The sequence below is a fragment of the Micromonospora sp. NPDC048040 genome (assembly GCF_055587185.1).
In genome coordinates this window covers 139,346-159,933 of record NZ_JBVJGT010000007.1, presented here as the reverse complement: position 1 = coordinate 159,933, position 20,588 = coordinate 139,346, and the positions used below count along the sequence as shown (strand labels likewise).

At 71.4% G+C, this 20,588-nt stretch carries 19 protein-coding genes; 5 read left to right on the top strand and 14 right to left on the bottom strand.

Annotated features, from left to right (window positions below; all coding sequences use genetic code 11):
- The first annotated feature begins 4 nt into the window (after positions 1–4).
- Both ACZ6O2_RS11135 and ACZ6O2_RS11130 read left to right on the top strand, forming a co-directional pair.
- Positions 5–394, top strand: a complete 390-nt coding sequence (locus ACZ6O2_RS11135) for a DUF742 domain-containing protein (protein ID WP_350708816.1) — start codon at positions 5–7, stop codon at positions 392–394.
- A complete protein-coding gene (locus ACZ6O2_RS11130) occupies positions 375–965 on the top strand; it encodes a GTP-binding protein (RefSeq protein WP_350708818.1) in 591 nt (196 codons plus the stop codon). Before ACZ6O2_RS11135 ends, ACZ6O2_RS11130 begins: the two co-directional genes overlap by 20 nt.
- 294 nt (positions 966–1,259) lie before the next feature.
- Here ACZ6O2_RS11130 and ACZ6O2_RS11125 read toward each other — a convergent pair whose 3' ends face one another.
- The 5 genes from ACZ6O2_RS11125 to ACZ6O2_RS11105 form a co-directional block, all read right to left on the bottom strand.
- Positions 1,260–2,330 carry a flavin-containing monooxygenase gene (locus tag ACZ6O2_RS11125; RefSeq protein WP_466022729.1) on the bottom strand — a complete coding sequence of 357 codons (1,071 nt, stop codon included), beginning with the start codon at positions 2,328–2,330 and terminating at the stop codon, positions 1,260–1,262.
- The gene (locus tag ACZ6O2_RS11120; protein ID WP_466022728.1) at positions 2,327–3,121 is read right to left on the bottom strand and encodes a helix-turn-helix transcriptional regulator; all 795 of its coding nucleotides are present in this window, start codon (positions 3,119–3,121) and stop codon (positions 2,327–2,329) included. Before ACZ6O2_RS11120 ends, ACZ6O2_RS11125 begins: the two co-directional genes overlap by 4 nt.
- A 182-nt stretch (positions 3,122–3,303) precedes the next feature.
- Positions 3,304–3,945, bottom strand: a complete 642-nt coding sequence (locus ACZ6O2_RS11115) for a hypothetical protein (RefSeq protein WP_466022727.1) — start codon at positions 3,943–3,945, stop codon at positions 3,304–3,306.
- Positions 3,945–5,159 carry a hypothetical protein gene (locus tag ACZ6O2_RS11110; RefSeq protein ID WP_466022726.1) on the bottom strand — a complete coding sequence of 405 codons (1,215 nt, stop codon included), beginning with the start codon at positions 5,157–5,159 and terminating at the stop codon, positions 3,945–3,947. The genes ACZ6O2_RS11115 and ACZ6O2_RS11110 overlap by 1 nt, the downstream gene beginning before the upstream one ends.
- Before the next feature lie 3 nt (positions 5,160–5,162).
- Positions 5,163–5,480 (bottom strand): WXG100 family type VII secretion target, encoded by a 318-nt coding sequence (locus tag ACZ6O2_RS11105; protein ID WP_466022725.1) that lies wholly within the window; start codon positions 5,478–5,480, stop codon positions 5,163–5,165.
- Positions 5,481–5,718: 238 nt separating this feature from the next.
- Between ACZ6O2_RS11105 and ACZ6O2_RS11100 the strand changes: the two genes are divergently transcribed.
- On the top strand, positions 5,719–6,210 hold the full coding sequence (locus ACZ6O2_RS11100; protein WP_350708828.1) for a hypothetical protein: 492 nt from the start codon (positions 5,719–5,721) through the stop codon (positions 6,208–6,210).
- Between the two features lie 391 nt (positions 6,211–6,601).
- Positions 6,602–7,558 (top strand): helix-turn-helix domain-containing protein, encoded by a 957-nt coding sequence (locus ACZ6O2_RS11095; RefSeq protein ID WP_466022724.1) that lies wholly within the window; start codon positions 6,602–6,604, stop codon positions 7,556–7,558.
- Between the two features lie 55 nt (positions 7,559–7,613).
- Here the strand turns inward: ACZ6O2_RS11095 and ACZ6O2_RS11090 are convergent, their stop codons facing one another.
- From ACZ6O2_RS11090 to ACZ6O2_RS11080, 3 genes are all read right to left on the bottom strand, one after another.
- On the bottom strand, positions 7,614–11,360 hold the full coding sequence (locus ACZ6O2_RS11090) for a S8 family serine peptidase (RefSeq protein WP_466022723.1): 3,747 nt from the start codon (positions 11,358–11,360) through the stop codon (positions 7,614–7,616).
- Positions 11,361–11,553: 193 nt separating this feature from the next.
- Positions 11,554–12,759 carry a low temperature requirement protein A gene (locus ACZ6O2_RS11085; RefSeq protein ID WP_466022762.1) on the bottom strand — a complete coding sequence of 402 codons (1,206 nt, stop codon included), beginning with the start codon at positions 12,757–12,759 and terminating at the stop codon, positions 11,554–11,556.
- A gap of 269 nt (positions 12,760–13,028) precedes the next feature.
- Positions 13,029–13,649, bottom strand: coding sequence for a helix-turn-helix domain-containing protein (locus ACZ6O2_RS11080; RefSeq protein ID WP_466022722.1), 621 nt, complete (start codon positions 13,647–13,649; stop codon positions 13,029–13,031).
- Positions 13,650–13,712: 63 nt separating this feature from the next.
- On the opposite strand from ACZ6O2_RS11080, the gene ACZ6O2_RS11075 reads away from it, so the two are divergent.
- Complete coding sequence (locus ACZ6O2_RS11075; protein ID WP_350708836.1) at positions 13,713–14,303, top strand: dienelactone hydrolase family protein; 591 nt, start codon at positions 13,713–13,715, stop codon at positions 14,301–14,303.
- Positions 14,304–14,315: 12 nt separating this feature from the next.
- On the opposite strand, the gene ACZ6O2_RS11070 is transcribed toward ACZ6O2_RS11075, so the two are convergent.
- The 6 genes from ACZ6O2_RS11070 to ACZ6O2_RS11045 are packed head-to-tail and all read right to left on the bottom strand — an operon-like array spanning position 14,316 to position 20,372.
- Positions 14,316–15,074, bottom strand: coding sequence for an NAD-dependent epimerase/dehydratase family protein (locus ACZ6O2_RS11070; RefSeq protein WP_350708838.1), 759 nt, complete (start codon positions 15,072–15,074; stop codon positions 14,316–14,318).
- A 5-nt stretch (positions 15,075–15,079) separates the two neighbouring features.
- Complete coding sequence (locus ACZ6O2_RS11065; protein ID WP_466022721.1) at positions 15,080–16,225, bottom strand: mandelate racemase/muconate lactonizing enzyme family protein; 1,146 nt, start codon at positions 16,223–16,225, stop codon at positions 15,080–15,082.
- Positions 16,222–17,112, bottom strand: a complete 891-nt coding sequence (locus ACZ6O2_RS11060; RefSeq protein ID WP_466022720.1) for an SMP-30/gluconolactonase/LRE family protein — start codon at positions 17,110–17,112, stop codon at positions 16,222–16,224. The genes ACZ6O2_RS11065 and ACZ6O2_RS11060 overlap by 4 nt, the downstream gene beginning before the upstream one ends.
- Entirely contained in the window at positions 17,096–17,914 is an 819-nt protein-coding gene (locus tag ACZ6O2_RS11055; RefSeq protein ID WP_466022719.1) for a carbohydrate ABC transporter permease, read from the bottom strand. Before ACZ6O2_RS11055 ends, ACZ6O2_RS11060 begins: the two co-directional genes overlap by 17 nt.
- Positions 17,914–18,900 (bottom strand): carbohydrate ABC transporter permease, encoded by a 987-nt coding sequence (locus tag ACZ6O2_RS11050; protein WP_350708846.1) that lies wholly within the window; start codon positions 18,898–18,900, stop codon positions 17,914–17,916. Before ACZ6O2_RS11050 ends, ACZ6O2_RS11055 begins: the two co-directional genes overlap by 1 nt.
- Positions 18,897–20,372: an ABC transporter substrate-binding protein gene (locus ACZ6O2_RS11045; RefSeq protein ID WP_466022718.1), complete on the bottom strand. Its 1,476-nt coding sequence runs from the start codon at positions 20,370–20,372 to the stop codon at positions 18,897–18,899. The genes ACZ6O2_RS11050 and ACZ6O2_RS11045 overlap by 4 nt, the downstream gene beginning before the upstream one ends.
- Between the last annotated feature and the right edge of the window lie 216 nt (positions 20,373–20,588).

The following is a 20,588-nucleotide window of genomic DNA, read 5'->3' as shown; positions in this document are numbered from 1 at the left end:
TCTGATGGCGGCATGGCGGAGGTCGTCCGGAGGCAACGAGTGGCTCGACGACGAGGCAGGGCCCTTGGTGCGACTCTACGGCGTGACCTCCGGCAGGACCCACGCTGCGAAGATCTCTCTGGATCTGCTCAGTGTGATCGCCGCCGCCGACGTCCATCCCGCCAGCAGCCAGTATCTCGGCCCGGAGCATCTCGCGATCCTGCGGTTGTGCGCGCGGCCGACCGCCGTGGTCGAGGTCGGCGCCGATCTCGACCTGCCCCTGGGCGTGCTCCGCGTCCTGCTCGCCGATCTCCACGAGTTGGAACTGATCACCATTCGCCCGCCGAACCACGGCGCACTGCACGCCAGTGTGCATCTTCTGGAGGAACTGCTCGATGGTCTTCAGAGACTCTGAAACCCAGGCATCGTCGCAGGAGCCGGCCTCGCTGAAGATTCTCATCGCCGGCGGGTTCGGCAGTGGTAAGACCACGCTGGTCGGCTCGGTCAGCGAGGTGCGCCCGTTCCGTACGGAGGAGAGTCTCAGCGACCGGTCGGTCGGGGTCGATTCGACCGCGGGCGTCGAAGCCAAGCGAACCACCACCGTCGCCATGGACTTCGGGCGGATCACGCTCAGTCCGCGACTTGCCCTGTACCTGTTCGGCACCCCGGGTCAGGACCGGTTCTGGTTCATGTGGGACGAGCTGACGCGCGGCGCGCTGGGTGCGGTCGTCCTGGCAGACACCCGCCGGCTGCCCGACTCGTTTCCCGTCATCGACCACTTCGAACAGCGCGGCACACCCTTCGTGGTCGCCGTGAACTGTTTCGACGGCGCACCCAGGTATCTGCCGGAAGAGGTTTCCGACGCGCTGGAGCTGCCGCCCTCGGTCCCGGTCGTCCTGTGTGACGCGCGGGACCGGGAGTCGACCAAGTACGTTCTCACCACCCTGGTCACCCACGTGCTCACCGCCAAGGCCCACGCTCACTGACCACCCCGTCCGCGGGGCCCGGCACTGTGCGACCCACCTGCGACGGTGGCCGGGGTGGGTTGGGCGACCCTGTTCGGGAGGTGCCCACCCCGGCCAGGAACCGGATCGGCAACACCGGCCCCTTCTCAGGGCGGCACCGAGCCCGATTCCGTTACCACCGGTCCACATGCCGGGAACCCAGGCCGCGGATCCGGCTCCCCGCCGGACCCGACGGCCGCCCCGGCCCCGGCGCCTCCAGGGCTGTGGAGCCCCGCTCGGGCCGTAGCTCCCACGTCGCCCGCTGGCGGAGGTGGGTCAGGCGCGGGCGGCTGGCTCGGCGGGCGCGGCGGTGGGGCCGTCACCCGATCCGCCGCCGGGTGGCTCGGGGTGCGGACCCCAGCCGAGCAACGCGGATCCCCTGTTGCGCTGGAACGGCAGGCCGACGTAACACAGGCCGGGCACCGGGCTCACGCCGTCGACGTGGACGGGCAGCCCGTCGGCCGGGTCGACGGCGCCGGGCACCCGCAGCCAGCCGAAGTCGGCGCGAAAGCCCGTCGCCCAGACCACGACGGAAGGCGTCAGCTCCTGTCCGTCGGCCGTCCGCAGTGTTCGGCCCTGCGCGCCGGTCACGCGACCGACGACCCGGACACCCCGTCGGCGCAGGGCGCGCGGACCGGTCCCGATCAGGGGGTCCCGCGCCCGGATCCGCCGTCCCAGCCAGCCCTCGGCGGGGGCCCGTACCGCCCCGAGGACGTCCAGCCAGGTGAAGATGTCGACGCCGAAGGGGCGCTGCGGAAGGACCGGTTGCCGCGTCCCGAGCGACAACGTGACGGACCTCGATGCCGCCAGCTCGGCGGCGATCTGCATGCCGGAGTTGCCGCCCCCCACCACCAGGACGGGGCCATCGGGAAGGTCGGCGGGGCGCCGGTACGCGACGCTGTGCAACTGGACCAGTTCCGGGGCCAGGCCATCGCTCAGCGCCGGGACGCGGGGGACCTGGAAGGGGCCGGTCGCCACGACCACGGCACGCGCCGTGCGGACTCCGTCGGCCGTGACGGCCTCGAAGGCGCCCTCGGAGTTCCGGCGCAGCAGCCGTACGGCCGCGCCGTGCTCGACGGGCAGGGCATGGTGTTCGGCATAGGCCGCCAGGTAGTCCGCCACCTCGTCCTTGCCGGGATAGTGGCCGGGCGGAGCGGGGAAGGGCAGGCCGGGCAGGGCGCTGTGCCGCGCCGGGGTGAACAGCCGCAGCGAGTCCCAACGGTTCCGCCACGCGTCCCCGACCCGCGTGCCCGCGTCCAGCAGAAGGACGTCGAATCCGGCGCGACGCAACTCGTACCCTGCGGCGAGACCGGCCTGGCCCGCACCGATGATGAGAATCTCTGTCACGACCCCCACGATTCCGCGGCACCGCGTCCAGGGCTTGGACGAACCTGCTGACCCTCCCACCGCAGCCCCCGCAGCAGCTCGGACGGCGCCAATCCGAACATGCTCCGGAACACCCTGGTCAGGTGGGAGGAGTCGGCGAAGCCGGCCTCGTGTGCGGCCTGCGTCAGGGACCCGCCCGACGACAACAGCAGCAGGGCCGTGCGCAGCCGTTCCCACCGCACGTAGGCACGGAACGGCAGCCCCAGTTCCTGCCGGAACAGGTGCGACAGCCTGCTCTGCGACAGGTGCACGGCTCGCGCCACCTCGCCGAGCCCCACCTTGCCGGGCAGCAGGGTAGGGACAAGATTCACCGCCTCGGCCACGGCGGCGTGCCGCGGGCGCGCGGTCGGGATCTCGCCCCTCAGCACGGACCGGATCACGGCGTCGATCGCCTCCGCCGACGAGACGTCGCGGGCCGGGGGTGGTGGAGGCGGATCCAGCCGCCACCGCGCGGCCGAAGCGGATCGCGATCCGCCGCGGTCGAGCAGCCGGCCGAGACTGGACACCGGGTCGATCAACGCGAGCAGGCCGTCCGCCGCACCCTGGACGACGGCGTGCGCGGTGTTCGCCGGAATCAGCGCCGCACGGCAGGAATGGTCGGTGCCGTCGGCGCCCCGGAGCACCAGGACGGTGTCGCGGGCGACGAGCAGTTGCACCGCGTGGTGCGAATGCATCCCTGCCGCACCGATCTCGCCGCGGTAGTAGATCCGGCCCGGTGCCAGCCCCACCCACCCCCGCCACGTGGCGTTCAACTCACCTGCTCCTTGCGCGTCGCCGGCACAGGACCACGGTTGCCGGCGCCTCGTCGACGCAGCGAGCGTACGCTCGGCCGCCGACCGCTGACGGTCGCGTTCATCGGACGGGGACCGCAGAACCGGCGTGGCGTGAAGGGGCTGCCAGGTGGCGGCGATCCTGGCCACGGGAAGCGGGCCGGTCAGGGCGCCGGATCGAGCTGTTCGAACCGGATGCTGCGCAGGATCGAGACCATCGTCTGGCAGTACTCCGCCCAGTCGGCGAGGCTCGGGGTGGTGAGGCGTAGGACCAGGAGGTACGGCGCGTCGGGCAGGGGCACGACCGCCTGGGCGTAGGCGACCGGGACGACGGCCGGTTCCGGCTGCGCGCCGAGCCGCGTGGGGATCGGCGTGCTGGAACCGGCCAGCACGACCACCGCCGGACCACACGGCAGGTCACGTCGCTCCACCCGGTGGTACGGGCCCGCCTCGCGTTCGAACCGCGCGGCCAACTGCTCCACGGCGAGGTTCGCGTCCTGCTGCTCCGTGGGTTCCAGGGCGGCCAACAGGGAAGACACGCTTGCCTTGCCGTCCACCGCCAGGCAGCTGAACCCGTAGTAGAGCAGCGGGTAGCGGCTCAACTCGACGACCTGCCGGTCGTACAGTGCGGCCAGCAACAGACGTTGGTCGGGGGCGCCGTGTGGCAGGACCCGGGCGGCGAGCTCGAACAGAGCCTGCCGGCGCTCGTCCGGGTCGGGGTGCATGGGCACCGCGTGGAACCAGGAGGGCACGGCGAATCTGACGCGGGGCAGCGCGGGCGGCGCCTTCTCGGTGGGCGGGAGCACTAGTGGGCCACCGCCTTCTTCGCTTCCTGCAACTGTTCCGCCTTTTCCTGCTGTGCGGCGTCGTCCTCGCCCGCGCCCAGGCTCCACGCCCGCTCCATGGCGGCCGAGATGTCGTACCAGCCGTCCTGCCAGTAGTCGTCGACGTGGTTGGCGATGTCCTCCTGCTGCATCGAGTTCGCGCTCGACTGCCAGCTTCCGTCGAAGAACGCCTCGGTCACGCCGCGACTGACGTCGTCGAGTCCCTCGAGGGCCGGCTGCATCAGCCTTCCGAGGCCGATGGTGACGGCTCCGGCGATGTCGAAGGTCAGGTCCTGGGCGGACACGTCGCCGCCGCCGAGCCAGGCGGTGCCGTGCAGAACGAGGGCGCCGACCCCGAGGATCGTGCTGGCACCCAGACCGCTGCCGCCGATCATGATGAGCGCCCCGCCCAGCGGGGCGCCGATCACCGTCCCGGAGAGCAGGGTGCCGGCGCCGATCATGAGCAGCGACAGGATGCCGGTGCCCATGGCGATGTCGCCGAAGACGTCGCCCAGGTTGGCGATCCGGTTCGCGTTGTTCGTGATCCAGTCCCCGAGCGCGTCGAACGGCGCGCTCAGGTCGTCCAGGAGTTCCGTGAGCAGCCCAGGATCGCTGGCGGACTCGGCGAGCCGGCCGAGCTTCCTCGCGACCTCCGCCGACAACTCCTCGTGGTACCCCTTCAGGGTCTCGGCGCTCGCGACGATGTCGTCGTACTCGCCCTGTGCTGTCTCGAGCCGCCGGGTGGCGGCGTTGACCTTGGCCTGGGCGGCGGCGAGGTCCAGGTCGTTGTGGAAGAGCTGACCGACGAGGCTGAGCGCCGGATCGTCCTCGGCCGCCTCCACCTTCTTCTTGGCCGCTGCGGCGTCCTGCTCGTAGGCGCGGGCCTTCGTCTGCAGCGTGACGAGGTCCTGCTTCCACTGCTGCAGCAGGTTGGCGGCACTGGTCATCGTGTTGGCGGCTTCGTCCAGCTTCTTCGGGAATCCGTGGAGGCGGTGGCGAAAACCCTCGGCCGCCTGGCCTTCCCAGCCGCCGACGTCACGAGCCACCGCGTCGATCTCGCCCCTGGCCTCCTGCATCCTGCCAGCGGCGTACGTCAGGACGGCGGTGAAGGCCGCGACGTTCTCGGGGCTTCCGGGCGCAGGGTCGAAACCCAGGGCGGGGTAGTTCTCGGGTGCGAAGCTGAACAGGTCGAGCACGAGTCAGTTCCCCTTCGGAACCAGATCAGGCTCGGGCACGCCCTTGAAGTACTGGGCGTTGCCGAGTTCGGTCTGCGAGTACCGGTCGGCGGACAACGTCAGCCTGTTCTGCATGCCCTGCATTCCCGCGGCCATCTTGTCGAGCGTGCTGCCCCAGCGGTCGACGAAGTCCTCGGCGGCGTCGTCCAGGTCGCCAGATCCGAGGTCGCCAGGATCTCCCGACCTGAGTCGCTGCTCGGCTGCGTTGATGTCGCCCCTGATGCCCTCGATCCGTGTCCCCATGGAACGCAACGCGTTCACCTCGACCTTGAACCCGTCCAAACCGTCCATCCTCGCTCGACTGCCGCCATATGGTACGGCCACCGCCACGGCGGTCCGTCTCGGGATCATGACTGACATGCGAGGTCGGGACGCCGCCAGCGGCGAAGCGCGAACGGTGACGCGGTGGCGAACCCGCAAGATCATTGCAATATGATCTTGGGCCTGGTTCACGCCGGTGGACGCGCGCCCGGCATGCCTGCGTCCCCGCATCGTCAAGCACTACGAAGGAGAACCCCTCTTGCGTCTTCGCGTTGCAAAGGTCGCGCTGCCGCTGGTCGCCGTCGCGCTGCTGTCCGCCTGCGGCGGTGGCCAGGACGAGACTGGCGGCGACAGTGACACCGGCATCCCGAAGTCCCCGGAAGACTCGTACGCGGCGGTCATGAAGGCCATCTACGCCGCCGACGGGCCTCGGGTGTGCTCACTGATGACTCCCGACGCCGCGGACAAGTTCATCAGGGAGATGAGGCGGTGGAAGGACGCCGAGGGCACGACTTGCGAGGGGGTGGTGGACTCCTTCGCCAGCCAGCAGTCGGGTCCGCCGCCGAAGGAGTGGGGGCCCACGATGTACGGCAAGGTCGAGTACCCCAACCAGTTCTTCGCGATGCTGGGGGCCTGTCCGAAGGACGCGAGCGGCGACTTCCAGCCGAACTTCGCCGCGGTGACCTGGAAGAAGCAGGACGGCGGCTGGATCATCACAGAGTTCGACATCAGCACCGGCTGCGGAGGCTGAGGCCGCCGGCCGTGTCCGGCCTGGACCGGTCCGGGGGCCGACCGCAACGTCAGGTAGGAGCGCCGGCTTCTCTCGTGCGAGCGGGCCGGCGCTCTTGCCGTCCCTGGACGCGCTCGTCCATCGGCCCGGCGGGCACGAGAGCCAGGACCGGTGATGCCGCACGGCTCCCCCGGCACGTCACCATGCCGCTCAGCACCGATCGTCCCGCCGCAGGGCGAACCGCCCCATCGCGGTCACGCCCGCATGACAACCCGATCCGCATCCTTCCCCGGGTCGCGGGCTGGGCGGCGGGTGGCGGGCGAAGGGTCTGGACGGCCCGGCGGGGTCAGGGCAATACTGGCTGGCCGGTCCTTACGTGGCCGGCGCCCGGAGGGCGGGGGCGGGAAGTGGGATGAGAATGCTGCGTGGGCTCGGGATCGGCGAGCAGGACGAAGCGGTCTACGTGGAGCTGCTGCGCCGCCGCCGGGCGACCGTCGCGGATCTCACGGAGGCGGTGCAGATGGCGGCGCCGGCGGTGACAGCCGCGATGGCGCGACTGGTCGCGCTCGGCCTGGTCACCGGCGACGACGGCGGCCTGTACACCGTCGTACCACCCGACGTCGGGCTCGGCACCCTCATCGTCCAGCGTCAGGCCACACTGCAACAGGTCCAGGGCAGGCTGGGGGAACTGGTGCAGGTGTACCGGACCGGGGCGACCTCGACCGTGGGTGAGGTGGAGGCGCTGACCACCCCGGAGGAGCTCGCCACCTGGATCGACAACATGGAGCGGGGCGCGAAACGGGAGATAATGGCGTTCTTCCGGCCTCCGTACGTGCTGGACGGCGACCTCGAGGTCTCCACCGACGTGCCCGCCTACCGTTACGTGTACGAGCGCGCCGCCCTCGACGATCCGCGTACCCCCGCCGAGATCGGCAGGTTCCTCAAGAGCGGGTACGAGATCAGGATCGCTGCCGAGCTGCCCAGCAAGATGATCATCGTGGACCGGGAGACGGTGCTGCTGCCGATGCTGCCCGACCAGACGAGCGTCCATCCCGGGTTCCTCCTGGTACGGGGTCAGGCGCTGGTGCACCTGCTGGTGGCGCTCTTCGAACGGATCTGGCAGGCGGCCACGCCGTTGCGGCTCACCGCCACGGGTCTCGCCGAGGGGTCTCCCGCGTGGGACGACGTCGACGTCGCGCTGCTGACGTACCTGCTCTCCGGGATGCCGGACAAGACGGTGGCCAGCCGGCTCGGGACCAGCGAACGCACGGTGCAGCGCCGGATCCAGCGGCTGATGAGGCTGGCCGGGACGGACAGCCGCATGCAGTTGGCCTGGTACGCCGCCCGGTCGGGGCTCATCTCGCCCTGACCGGGAATGCCGGTCGCCCCCGCCCGCGGCGCGGGCGGGGACGACCGTGGGACGGTTATCCCCGCAGCTTGTAGGCGCGGGTCACGGTCTGCTCGACGGTGTTGCCGTCGGCGTCGGTGGCCTGCACCCGCAGGGAGACGAATCCGTTGGTGTCGGCCAGCGCCGGGCTCTTGACGGCGCCCTTGACGGTGGCGTCACCCCCGGCGGTGACGGTCACCTGCTGCCAGGTGGCGCCGTCGTCGTAGGAGGCCCACAGCTTCGCCTCGCGGATCCGCGGGCCGGCCAGGCCCTTCGGGTACCAGAAGTCGAGGCTGATGTCGGCCGTCGACTGCGCCTGCACGCTGTTGTCGAGAGCGACGTCGAGGTCGTAACCGACCGACAGCACCGGCAGAAGCGCCCGGTCGCCGCCCGGCTGGGAGTGGAACGTCCAAGCGGTGTTCACCTTGGTGGAGGTCGTCCACCACGGCTGGTCCCGCCGCACGTCCGTCACCACGCGGTACTCGGCACGCTCGGGCGTCATCGGGAAGGCCACCGCCGCGGCCGGAGCGGACCCGAGCAACTGGCCGTCGCGGTACACGGCGGTCAGTGCCTTGTCGGTGTTGTTCGGCATCGTCCAGTACTGGCCGGTCGCCGCGTCCAGGAGGCCGGTGTTCAGCACGACGCCCACGTCGCCGATCCGGACGGCTCCCTCGGGGTGCTCGGCGGGGATGGCGGACCGGACGACGGGCTTGTTCCATGCCCGGGTCAGTCGCTGCCCGGGCTGCAACACCGACGTGGCCGTCTGCTGGAAGCCGGGCAACGGCTCCCACACGCCGGCCGGTGCCATCAGCTCCCACGTCGGCCGGCCGGCGGTGACGTACTCGGTGAGGGACCTCGGCATGGTCGTCCGGATGAGGGTCATGACGATGAAGGACTGCAGCGGCGAGGTGAGGAACCGGGCGTAGCCCGCTTCGGTGCCGGGCGTCGAGGCGTGGAAGGACGTGTCGACCGTGGCCAGTTCCGCGGCGCTGACCTGGTAGCGCTGGTCGGCCGAGATGCCGTGCTGGTACTTGAGCAGCTCGTAGGAGTACGGGCTCACTGCCGTCCCCTTGAGCTGGATCATGACGTCGCCGCGGCGAGCGAGACCGGCCAGTCGAGCGCCCTGCTCGCCGGAGAGGGTCATGGCCGGGATGGCGGTCGGCGCCGTCCGGTAGACGTCGGTACCCCACTCGGCGGGGATGTCGTTGTAGATGATGATCATGCCGGCGCCGGCCGCCGCCGCGTTCGTGATCTGCTGCGACGGGGGGACGTCGTCGCTGCGCCGGACCAGCGCCAGCTTGCCCTTGACGGCCTTGCCCGCGTAGTCCTGCGGCCGTCCGATGCCGGCGTCCACGACGCGCAGGACCTGGGTGCCGTCGAAGCGCGCGGAGCCGACCCAGCCGCCGACGTACTCCGGAGTGATCGGGAAGGCTCCGGGACTCACCAGCTGCGCCTCCAACGACGGCGCCGTCAGCGTCCAGGCCAGCCGGTGCTCGAGGTTCTCGTCCTTGAGCTGCGACGGGATGGCGTGCAGCTTCGTGTGGCCGTTGAATTCGGTCTGCATCCCGTACATGAGCGACTTGTCGTCCTTCAGCAGCGACATCCCCAGCCGGACGCGCTGCGGCTGGCTCGGCTTGGGCGTCTGGATGCCGACCTGGCTCGACTTGCTGCCGTCGAAGGTGATGGTGCGGTCGGAGTCGACGAGCACGCCTGATTCCGCGCCGTAGACGTGGTCCCGGACCTGCAGGTAGTCAGGGGTGAACCGGTAGGTACCCGATGCGAAGGCGTACTCGCCGCGGGGCAGCCTCAGCTCCAGGGTGCCCTCGGCGCCGAGGATGAAGTGGATGTCGGCGGGCCCGGGATTGTCGAGATCGAAGACCCAGATGCTGCTGTAGGTGGACGCCGGCGCCTTGCCGTCCAGGTCCGTCAGCTTCACGCTCACGTTGAAGCGCTGCGGGTCCCGGACGAAACCGACGGCCGTCGTCACGACCGTCCCGCCGTCGGCGGAGGCGGCAGTGACGTGCGCGCCGTACGTCCCGACCGGCACCACGCCGGGGTTGGCGGTGACCGTCACGTCGGCCGTGCCGCGGGCCGGCACGGTCACCGTGTCGGCGCCCAACGTCAGCGCCCCGGCCGGCAACTGCCCGTCGGAGCCCTTGGTCGCCAGCGCGAGGGTGACCGGCTGGTCGCCGTCGTTGACGTAGGTGATCTGCTTGGCGACCGGGGCGGTCGACTCCCACGCCTGCATGCCGAAGTCGACCACGCCGGGCCCGGACACGGTCTGCCGCACGGCGCGGCTCACGTCGGTGCGGCCGGCGCCCTGGGCGTACACCGAGGTGTCCGCCGTGGTCTTCGCCGTGCTGACGAGTTGGCCCTTCAGCCGCGCCGGAGTCCAGTCCGGGTGCTGCTGGGCCAGGATCGCGGCCGCACCCGCCACGTGCGGGGTGGCCATGGAGGTGCCGCTGGCGGCGGTGTAGTGGTCGCCCGCGGGGGTGCCCATGCTGGTGCCGGCCGCCCGGGCGGCGACGATGTTCGCGCCGGGGGCGGTGATCTCCGGCTTGAGGGCGCCGCTGGCGAGCGGGCCACGGCTGGAGAAGGAGGTGACCGCGTCGGCGCGGTCCACGGCGCCGACCGTCAGCGCCGACGCGGCGATGCCGGGCGAGCCGACAGTCGTCGCCCCGGGCCCGGAGTTTCCGGACGCGATGGTGAACAGCACGCCCGTCTCGGCCGTCAGCCGGTCGACCGCCTCGGACATCGGGTCGCCTCCGTCGCCGGCCGGGCCGCCCAGGCTCATCGAGACGACCTTCGCGCCCGAGTGGGCCGCCCAGTCCATCCCGGCGATGATCCACGACTCCTCGCCGCCACCCGCGTCGCTCAGCACCTTGCCGACGAGGAGTTGCGCGCCGGGCGCGACGCCCTTGTATCTGCCGCCGGAGGCCGCGCCCGTGCCGGCGATCGTGGCGGCGACGTGGGTGCCGTGCCCGTGCCCGTCCTGGACGGACTCACCCGGCACGAAGCTCTGGCTCTCAGCGACCTTGCCGGCCAGGTCCGGGTGGTTCAGGTCCGCGCCGGTGTCCAGCACGGCGACCTTCACGCCGGTGCCGTCGTATCCGGCGGCCCACGCGGCCGGCGCGCCGATCTGCGGCACGCTCTCGTCGAGCAGGGCGTTCACCTTGCCGTCCAGCCAGATCCGCTCGATGCCCCCGGCGAGCCGGGCCTTGGGGGTACGGGCCCTGGCGGTGTCGTCGTCGACGGCCTCCCAGAACGTGGCGGCCTGCTTCTTGTCAGCGGCGATGGCGGCGCCCCGGACGCTGGGCAGGCTCCGCTTCATCCGGCTGCCGGCGGGGGCGGCCGGTGCGGCCTTGCCCGCCGCCCGGGCCGGGTACTTCACGATCAGCGGGATCGACGTGGCGTGCGCGTCGTCGTAGCCCTGCGCGATCAGGCCCGTGACGTTGAACAGCCGTGTGTCGACCTGGCCGGACGCGATGAGCGGCTCGACAGCCAACGGCACGACGTACACGTCGGTGCCGACCGAGTAGGTGCGGAAGTTGCCGACCGGGCCGTCGTGCGGGGTGACGGTGATCGCCGGCTTGCCGCCCTGCGTCGTCACCGTGACCACGTCACCGGTCACGAGGGTGACCCGTGCCGCCTTCGACGGCGGTGGTACGGCGGCGGTTACCTCGCCGGCAGGCGCCGGCGGCTTGCCGTGCGCGCTCGCGCCGACGGTCGCGACGAGTGTCGCGGCGAGCGCGACGCCGAGCAGCGTCGATCTTCTTGTTCGCATTGACCTGGCCCCTCCTTCTGCCGGTACCTGAGCTCCGTACCGGTGGGGCAAAGCTTCGTGAAGACGGGGGCGGCGGCGCTACGGCTGCGCCTGGCGAACACTGGACATGTCAGGTCGCCGCCACAGCCGATCGGAGGGTGCGCATGCGTCGCTACCGACCCGTGAGCACCGTCGGCTGGCGCGCGGCGGGGCGCTAGGGGCGTGGTTCTCGCCCGCGGGGCGGCGGTGGCGGGGTCGGTTCGCTGGGACGGACCCTCCAGGAGACGGCGTCCGTCGCGGCGATCCCGCCGAGGATGACGACGGCCACCACGGCGATCAGGATTGGCGGAAGGAACGCGACCACGGGCGCCAGCGCGACCAGCAGGAGCAGTCCGATCACCCGGGACAGGGCGACCCGGCTGAAGGACAGGTAGTCGAGTCGGGCCCGGCCGGCGAGGTAGATCGCCGGTCCGCAGAGGATGACGGCGGACCAGGCGAGGTTGGGCCCGGCGAACGGGTGGGTGATGATGATTTCGTCGCCGACCGAGCTGAGCACGATGCCGCCGGCCATGAGCAGGTGGGCGTACGAGGCGGAGCGGCTGAACACCGCCGGCGTGGTGCTCGCCGCGATCACGGCCGGGAGCAGCAGCCCGGCCCGGTAGAAGTAGATCCGCCACAGCAGCGTGGTGATGGCGAACGTCAGCAGGAACGCGATCACCCGGTCCCGCTCGAAGCCGAGCGCGGCGAACTGTCCGCCGGCCGCCAGGATCGACTCACCGAACGCGACGATCATGATCTGCTGGTAGCGCTCGGCGAGATGCTCCGCGGAGACCGCCTGCGTGGTGATCCGGGCCGGACCGAGCTTGGGCAGCCGGAAGTCCAGCCGACTCATGACGTACCCGAGGACGGCCGCGACGAGCCAGATCACCACCCGGGTGGTGCCGTCGGTCAGCGCGCCCGCGATCCACAGCACTCCGGAGATGCAGGACCAGATGAACTGCTGCAGGGAGCCGATCGTCACCTCCTGGCCGTGCATCGCGACCGTGACGAACAGGGCGCGGCCGACCTGGATGAGGACGTAGGCGGCGGCGAAGATCATGCCGTCCTCGGCGAACGCCTTGGGCACCGCGCCCGCCATGATCAGGGTGCCGAGCATGATCGGGATGATCACGAGTTGGATCGCGGGCTGGGCGGGGTTGAGGCGGTTGGTGGTCCAGGCGGTGAAGACCCAGACCCACCAGAACGCGGCGAGCAGGATCCCGGTGTGCAGCGCGCCGAGCCAGGTGAGGTCGCTGAACAGGGTGTGGGACAGCCGGGTCAGCGCGAAGACGAAGATCACGTCGAAGAAGAGCTCGACGTAGGTGGCGCGCTGGGGCTCGGCGTGATCCCTCAGGAGGTCGCGCGGGTCGCCGGCAGTCATCGACACGCCCGTTCCGTCGGTCCTGGCATACCTGCCATCAGTCGTACCGTGCGCCGCGCCGCCGTCGGCCTGGCTCACGCCGACGCATGTCGAACACCCGCGCCTCCCGCTCTCCGCAACCACTGCGGCGACCTGCATGCCGGGTGGGGTTGGCCTGTCCGGTCCTGTGCCGCGCGTCGACGGCCAGGTCCGGCGCGCCGGTCGAGGGGAAGTGCAGGTCACCCGGGGCAGGTTAGAAGGGTGCGACGTCCGACCGGAGGGCCTGCCGGTCAGGGTACATCGGACGGATCGGCCGGCACGGCGCGATTGACGGCATCCGATGGCTCGGCGTCGGGGAGGGTGGGAACGTCGGTGGGGTAGAGGCCGGCGACGAAGCCGTACACCTGGTCGCCGGACCGGGGGATCTGGGCGAACCGGCGGGCGAGTTCCTGGACCTGCGCCCAGAAGTTGCGTACCTCCTCGACGGGAATACGGGCGTGCACGAGTGTGCACCGCAGGTCGTCGGCCGCGTGGGCGGCGGCCGACTCGGCGGTCGCCTGCGCGAGCCCGTTGATGGCGGCCACGACCTGCTTGTCCTCGCCGCGGCTGAGCACGCCGACGTAGAAGGTGCGGGCGGCCCGGCCGTAGTACCGCTCCTCGATCGCCCGAACGCGGCGGGTGCGGACCACGCGCAGGAGACCGACGTCGACGAGAAGGTTCACGTGGTAGGCGACGCTGCTCTTGGGGCGGTCGACCGCCTGGGCCATCTCGGTGACCGTGGCGGCCCGTTCGAGGAGCAGCTCCAGGAGAGTGGCGCGCAGCGGGTCGGCCAGCGCCCGCAGCTGCTCAGGCGCGGTGACCACGTGCATCTCTTCGAGGTCGTAGTCCGGGATCCGCTCATTGACCGACATTTCTCGACCGTTCTAGAATTGTGGATCGTTTGATCCTCGCCGTCCGATGTCTGGAGTGTAGAGATGGCCGAAGTCGTGCTGTTCCACCACGTGCAGGGGCTCACCGACGGGATGCGCGCGTTCGCCGAGCAGTTGCGCGCCGGCGGGCACACGGTGCACACGCCGGACCTGTTCGACGGCGAACGACCGGCGACCCTCGAGGACGGGCTCGCGCTGACCCGGCGCATCGGAGGTGAGGTGCTCGACGAGCGCGCCGACCGTGCCGTGGCCGACCTCCCCGGCGAGCTGGTCTACGCCGGCTTCTCCTTCGGGGTCGGAACGGCGCAGCGGATGGCCCAGACCCGGCCCGGCGCGCGCGGCGCGCTGCTCTACGAAGCCTGCCTTCCGATCACCGGCGAATGGGCCGTCGGGCCGTGGCCCACCGGGGTCCCGGTGCAGATCCACGGCATGGACAGGGACCCGTTCTTCGCGCTGGAGGGCGACATCGACGCCGCGCGCGAGCTGGTCGCGACGGTCGGCGCCGACCTGGGCGAGCTGTGCGTCTACCCGGGCGACCAGCACCTGTTCGCCGACAGCTCGCTGCCGTCGTACGACGCGGAGGCAACGGCGCTGGTGGTGCGGCGATCGCGGCAGTTCCTCGACCGGGTGGGCTGACCCGCGACGGGCTCAGCCCTGCCCGCCCCGGCACAGCGTCGACGGGCCGTCGGGCGCGCTGTCCCGGTACGCCTCCGAGTCCAGGACCGGCGCGTAACCCAGGTCGCGCCGGGCCGCGTCGAGGTCGAAGACCGCCCGGGTGTTCGCCGAGGTGATGGTGTACGCCCCGAAACGGACGTCGGCCCGCAGCGCGCGGCGTACCGCCTGGCCCAGGTCCGCCGGGCCGAGCCAGGTGTCGAACCAGCCGTGCGTCGGCGGCACGGGACGGCAGCCGCCGAGGCGCAGACAGACCACGGAGAGGGCACCCGAGTCCGCGTACACCCGGGCGGCGGCCTCGCCGAAGACCTTGGTGGCGCCGTAGCGGCAGCACGGGTGGGGTGGCCACGAGTCGCGTATCGGGCCGGGCGCGGGCCGGGCGTCCGGTGGGCGGTAGCCGCCGAGGACGTGGACGGAGCTGGCGAGCACCACCCGGCGTACGCCCGCCTCCGCGGCCGCCGCCAGGACCCGGGTCGGCACCTCGACGTTGGGGCCGTGCAGCCGGTCCCAGTCCTCGCCCGGCCGCGGGTTCCCGGCCAGGTGCACGACCGCGTCCACCCCGGCGCAGAGCCGCTCGGCGAACCCCCGGTCGGCGAGGTCGCCGGGCACCACCTCCGCCGGCCCGACCGGCTGCGGGGCGCGCAGGTCGGTCAGCCGCAGCTCGTGTTCTCCGGCGAGTTGCGGCACGAGCAGCCCGGCCACCCCGCCGGCCGCGCCGGTCACCAGTACCCGCATCCCGGTCACCAGTTCGTGAAGGAGCCGTCGCGGCGGTGGTAGACCGGCAGCGGGGCCGGACCGCCGGGGTCGAGCCGGCGGGCGGCGGCGAGGTCGAGCTCGATGCCGAGGCCGGGCCGCTCCGCCGGCCTGATCCGGCCGGGAGTCAGCACGGGGCCGGCGGTCAGCACCGGCGAGGGCGGGAACTCGGGCCACGGCTGCTCCTGGACGGAGACGTTGGGCAGGACCAGGTTCAGGTGTGCGGAGGCGGCGGCGGTGACCGGGCCGAGCGGGTTGTGGGTGGCCAGGTTGATGTGGTGGACCTCGGCCATCGCCGCGATCTTGCGGGCCTCGGTGAGCCCCGTGTTGGCCACGTCGACGCGGGCGTGGTCGATCAGCTCACCCTCGATCAGCGGCCGGAACTCCCACTTCGTGCCGAGCTGTTCACCCGCCGCGAGCGGGACCGCGGTGCGCCGGCGCAGCATCCGGTAGCCGTCGAGGTGTTCGCTGCGCAGCGGGTCCTCGACGAAGTACGGCCGCAACGGCTCCAACTCCCGGCACAGCGTCACGGCCTGCGGGGGCTCCAACCGGGTGTGTACGTCGAGCAGCAGCTCGACGTCGTCGCCCAGCGCGGCGCGGAGCCGTTCCACGGTGGCGACGGTGTGCCGCAGGGCGCTCCGCTGGTCGTACTCGCCGTCGGCGTCCGGGCTGTTCGCCGGCACCCGCAGGTACCGCCATCCGGCCGCCACGAGCCGCTCGGCTTCGGCCACCGTCGCGGCCGGGTCCCTGGCGTCGCCGACGCGGACGTGCACATAGCATTCGACGTGCTCCCGGGAGGCCCCGCCGAGCAGTTGGTGCAGCGGCACGCCGAGTGTCTTGCCCCGCAGGTCCCACAGCGCCACGTCGATCGCGGCGAGCACGGAGGCGAGCACCCCGGTCGCCGGGAAGAACCCCGACCGGGAGAGGAACTGCCAGAGGTGTTCGATCCGGCTCGGATCGGCACCCGCCAACTGCTCGGCGAAGTCCTCGACCGCGCCGCGGACGGCCCGCCAGCGGGAGCGCATGCCGACCTCGCCGACGCCGTACTCGCCGGAGTCGGTGTGCACGACCACCAGCAGCATGGCGCTCGTGCCCTGCGGCACCGTCAGCAGCTCCAGGTGTGTGATCTTCACGCCGCCCCCCAGGTGTGCGCCGGCGCCGCGTCGATCCCGACCTCGACGGCGAAGATCCGGCCGCTGTCCGGCGCCGCGCGCCGGGTCGCCTCGTCCAGCCCGATCCAGGCCGTCGTCACCACGAGGGTGCCGGCGACCAGGCAGACGGCGGTCGGCCGGGGCACCGGCAGCCGCACCCGTGCCAGCGGGGTGCCGTCCGGGGCGAAGCGGCGGACGCACCAGCCGTCCCACATCGCCACCCAGAGGCAGCCCTCGGCGTCGACGCAGAGGCCGTCGGGGGTGGCGTCGTCGCAGTCGACGAGGACCCGCGGGTCGCCGGCCTCGCCGGTTGCCGGGTCGTAGCGGTAGCCGGTGAGTCGGCGGCGCCGGCTGTCCACGTGGTACATCGTCTCCCCCGCCGGGTCGAACCCGAGCCCGTTCGCGCACCCGACGCCGTCCAGCACCGTCGCCACCGAGCCGTCCGGATCCAGCCGGTAGAGCGCGCCGGACCAGGGTTCCGCGCCGCCCAGGATCTGGCTTCCGGCGAGGAACCGGCCGTACGGGTCGCAGCCGCCGTCGTTCATCTGGGTGCGCGGCGCGGCGACGTCACCACCGAGCGGGCGTACCGTGCCGTCGGTCGAGACGTGCCGGAATCCCCGCCCGGCCGCCACGACCCAGCCCGCGCCGGCGGCGGCGAGCGGTGCCACGGCCCCGGTCGCCGCCCCGACGTCGTACCCGGCCAGCACCTCGATCCGGTCGCCGCCGAACCGCCCCCGCCACAGCCGGCCGGCGCGGATGTCCACCCAGAGCAGTTCACCGGTGCGCGGATCCAGCCGCGGGCCCTCGCCGAGTTCGTAGCGCTCGGCGGACACCGGGTGCGCGAGCGCAGTGTCAGGACTTGACGGCACCGGCGATCCCCTCCACGAACGTGCGCTGCAGGAACAGGAAGATCGCGATGATCGGCAGCAGGCTGATCGTCGCCGCGGCGGCCAGTCCGCCCCAGTCGGTGGCCTCCTGGCCGAAGAAGCTGTACATGCCGACGCCGAGCGTGCGCAGCTCCGGCCGACCCAGGGTGAACACCAGCGGGATGAAGAAGGCGTTCCACGCCGCCATGAAGTTGAACAGCGCCACGGTGCCGATCACCGGCTTGGCCAGCGGCAACATGATCTGGAAGAAGATGCGCGGGTAGCCGGCGCCGTCGATCCGGGCCGCGTCCTCCAGTTCCTGCGGCATGCCGGCGAAGTACCCCATGAACAGCAGGATGGGTACGACGTGGGCCGGCCCGGCGGTGGCCAGCACCGCACCGAGCAGCCCGTTGCTCAGCCCGAGCCCGTCGACCAGCTTGAAGATCGGAATGATCGTGTAGCCGTGCGGGATGAACATGGTGGCGATGAGCAGCCCGACGATCACCTTCTTGCCGGGCAGGTCGCCCCGGCCGAGGGCGTACCCGGAGGTGGCGGAGACCAGCAGGACGATGGCCACGGTGGTGACGGAGAAGACGACCGTGTTGGACAGGTAGGTGCCGAAGTGCGCCGTGTCCCACGCCCGGGTGAAGTTGTCGAGGCTCCACTCCTCCGGCAGCACCGAGAGCCCGCCGAGGAAGACCTCCCGCTCCGACTTGAAGGCCGTGGAGACCATCCAGACGAAGGGGTAGATCCAGACCAGGCAGAGCGGCACCAGCAGCAGGTGCCAGAGGTGCATCCGACGCATCAGCGGCTCCCCTTCAGGTACTGCCGGCGCAGCAGCGGTGCCTGCAGTGCCGTCATCACCAGCGTGATGACCCCGAAGACGACGCCGGCGGCGCAGGCGAAGCCGTAGCGGGGCGCGTTGAGTTCGGGGTTGAAGGCGTACCGGTAGATGTAGGTGGCGACCACGTCGGTGGCGTAGTTGGGGCCGGCCTGCGTCATCGCCTGCACCAGGTCGAACGGGTTCATGCTCTTCTGGAAGGTGAGCAGCAGGATCACCACGCCGATCGGGGCGATCACCGGGAGGGTGACGTGCCGCAGCGTCTGGCGCCCGTTCGCGCCGTCGACCTTCGCCGCCTCGTACAGGTCCTCGGGGACGGTCTGCAGCGCGGCGAGCCAGTAGACGAGGGTGATGCCGAAGCCCTTCCACACGTCGACCGCCATGACCGTCGGCAGGGCCGACGACTCGGACAGGAAGCTCACCGGCGAGTCGACGATCCCGGCGGAGCGCAGCACCTCGTTGACGAACCCGCCGGCCGGGTCCAGCAGGACCGCGAAGACGATGCCGACCACCGCCGTGGTGGTCACCACCGGCAGGAACAGGAACAGCCGGTAGAGGTTGCGCCCGCGCAGCCGGCGGCTGTTGAGCAGGATCGCCACGAGCAGCGCCAGCGGCATCTCGACGCAGATCGCGGCCAGGGAGAAGAGGAACGAGTTGCGGAACGCGTGCCAGAACCGCTCGTTGCCGAGCACCTCGGTGAAGTTGGCGAAGCCGACCCACTCGGTGGCCGGGCCCACCCCGTCCCAGTCGAAGAACGAGTACCACCAGCTCGCCACCATCGGCCAGAGCGTGAAGGCCACGAAGAGCAGCAGCATCGGGGCGAGGAAGACGTACTGCCAGGCGTGCCGGCGCAGCCTGCCGGGGCGGCGCCGCCGGGCGGCGGGGGTGCGCCGGGGCGGCGCCGCCTTCCCGGCGGCGCCACCCGGGACGATGGTGGGGGTGCTGGTCACTTCTGGCTCGGGGTGAACGGCTGCAGCGGGTCCCAACCCGGGAAGGTGAGGTCGGCGCGCGAGGCCGGCACCCCCTTGCCCGACAGGGTCTTGATCTGCTCGTCGATGAAGGCGTCGAGCTTGCCGTTGAGGCCCGCGGCGGCCGGGCCGAAGGGCTGGTTGCGCAGGATGGCCGGCAGCGCGATCTCGGACCACTGGAGGTCCTGCTTGCCGCGGATGGCCGCGAGCAGCTGCGCGCCGCCCTTGCTGGCGAGGATCGGGTTGGGGATGAGCCGGACGGTCTCTGCGGCGATGTCCATGATCGCCTTCTGATCCGGGTTGGCCGCCGCCTTGTCCTGCCAGGCGCTCTCCAGTGCGGTCAGGGTGCCGAACTTCTCGTAGTACGCCCGGTGGAACTCCTTGGAGGCGAGGAAGTCCATCACCTTCCACGCCTGCTCAGGGTGCTTCGACTGGGCCGACATGGACCACAGCGGGCTGAAGCTCGCCGTCTGCCCCGCGTAGCCGCCGCGCCCGGCCGCCGGCACGGGCACGGCCGCGATGGTCATGTCGAGCTGCGGGTTCAGCTTGCGGACCTCGTTGATCTGGAACGGCGCGGCGAGGAACATCGCCAGCTCGCCCTTGGCGAACGCCGTGTGCATCTTGCCCGGGTCCGTCCAGGTCTCCCAGCCCGGGGTCATTGTCTTCGCGGCGTGCATCCGCCGGAGCAGGTCGACGGCCCCGGCGAGCGACGGGTGGGTGATCGCCGCCTTGCCGGTGCGCAGGTCGATGCCGTTGTCGATCGAGGACGGTCCCGCGGTGTGCTGGAGCATCCGGGCCAGCACACTCTTGCTCCACGGGCCGGCGAAGCCGAACGTCCTGCCCCCGCCGGCGCGGGTGATCGCGGCGGCAGCCTGTTCGAACTCCTCCCACGTCTTCGGTGCGGCGGTGACGCCGCCGAGCTTCGCGGCGGTGTTGTTCACCAGGAGGAACCGCACCACGGACCACTTGCCCCAGACCAGCGGCAGCGTGTAGAGCTTTCCGTCGCGGTGCAGACCCGAGGTGGCGGGGTCGAGAGCGCCCTCGGGGAACCGGGCCTTGAACTCGTCGGTGACGTACTGGTCGAGCGGCGCGACCCAGCCCCGCGCGAAGATACGGTCGAAGCCCTGGTCCTGGGCACGGAAGACGTCCGGCGCGTTGCCCTGCTGGAAGCTGAGCTCGATGGCGTTGATCTGCTGGTCGGTCGGGTTCTCGATGACCTGGACCTTGATGCCGGGGTTCTTCTCCTCGAACAGGTCGAACTGTTCGCGGTAGAACTGGGAGGCGCCGGAGGGGTCGGGCACCAGCATGACCTTGATCGTCACCGTGTCCCCGCTGGACCCGTCGCCACTGCCGACCAGGTTGCACGCGGTGGTCAGCCCGCCCGCCGCGGTCGCGGCCGCACCCACGCCCAGGATCCGCAGCAAGGACCGGCGGGTGAGCTCTGGTTGCTTCATGTCCTACTCCTGTTCGATCACCGGTTGGCGGAGCCGCTCGGCCAACGAGGGCGAGGCTTCGGTCTGTTTCGTCGCGGTGAAGAGCGTGTTGAGGACAGTAGCTTCACCTACCACCTCGTGCAATAGGCATCCGCTATGTGGGTCAGATACGCACGGAGGCCGCGAGCTGCCCTGGGGCGACTGACGCCGCGTCGCACGGCGCAGAGCCGGGCGGAG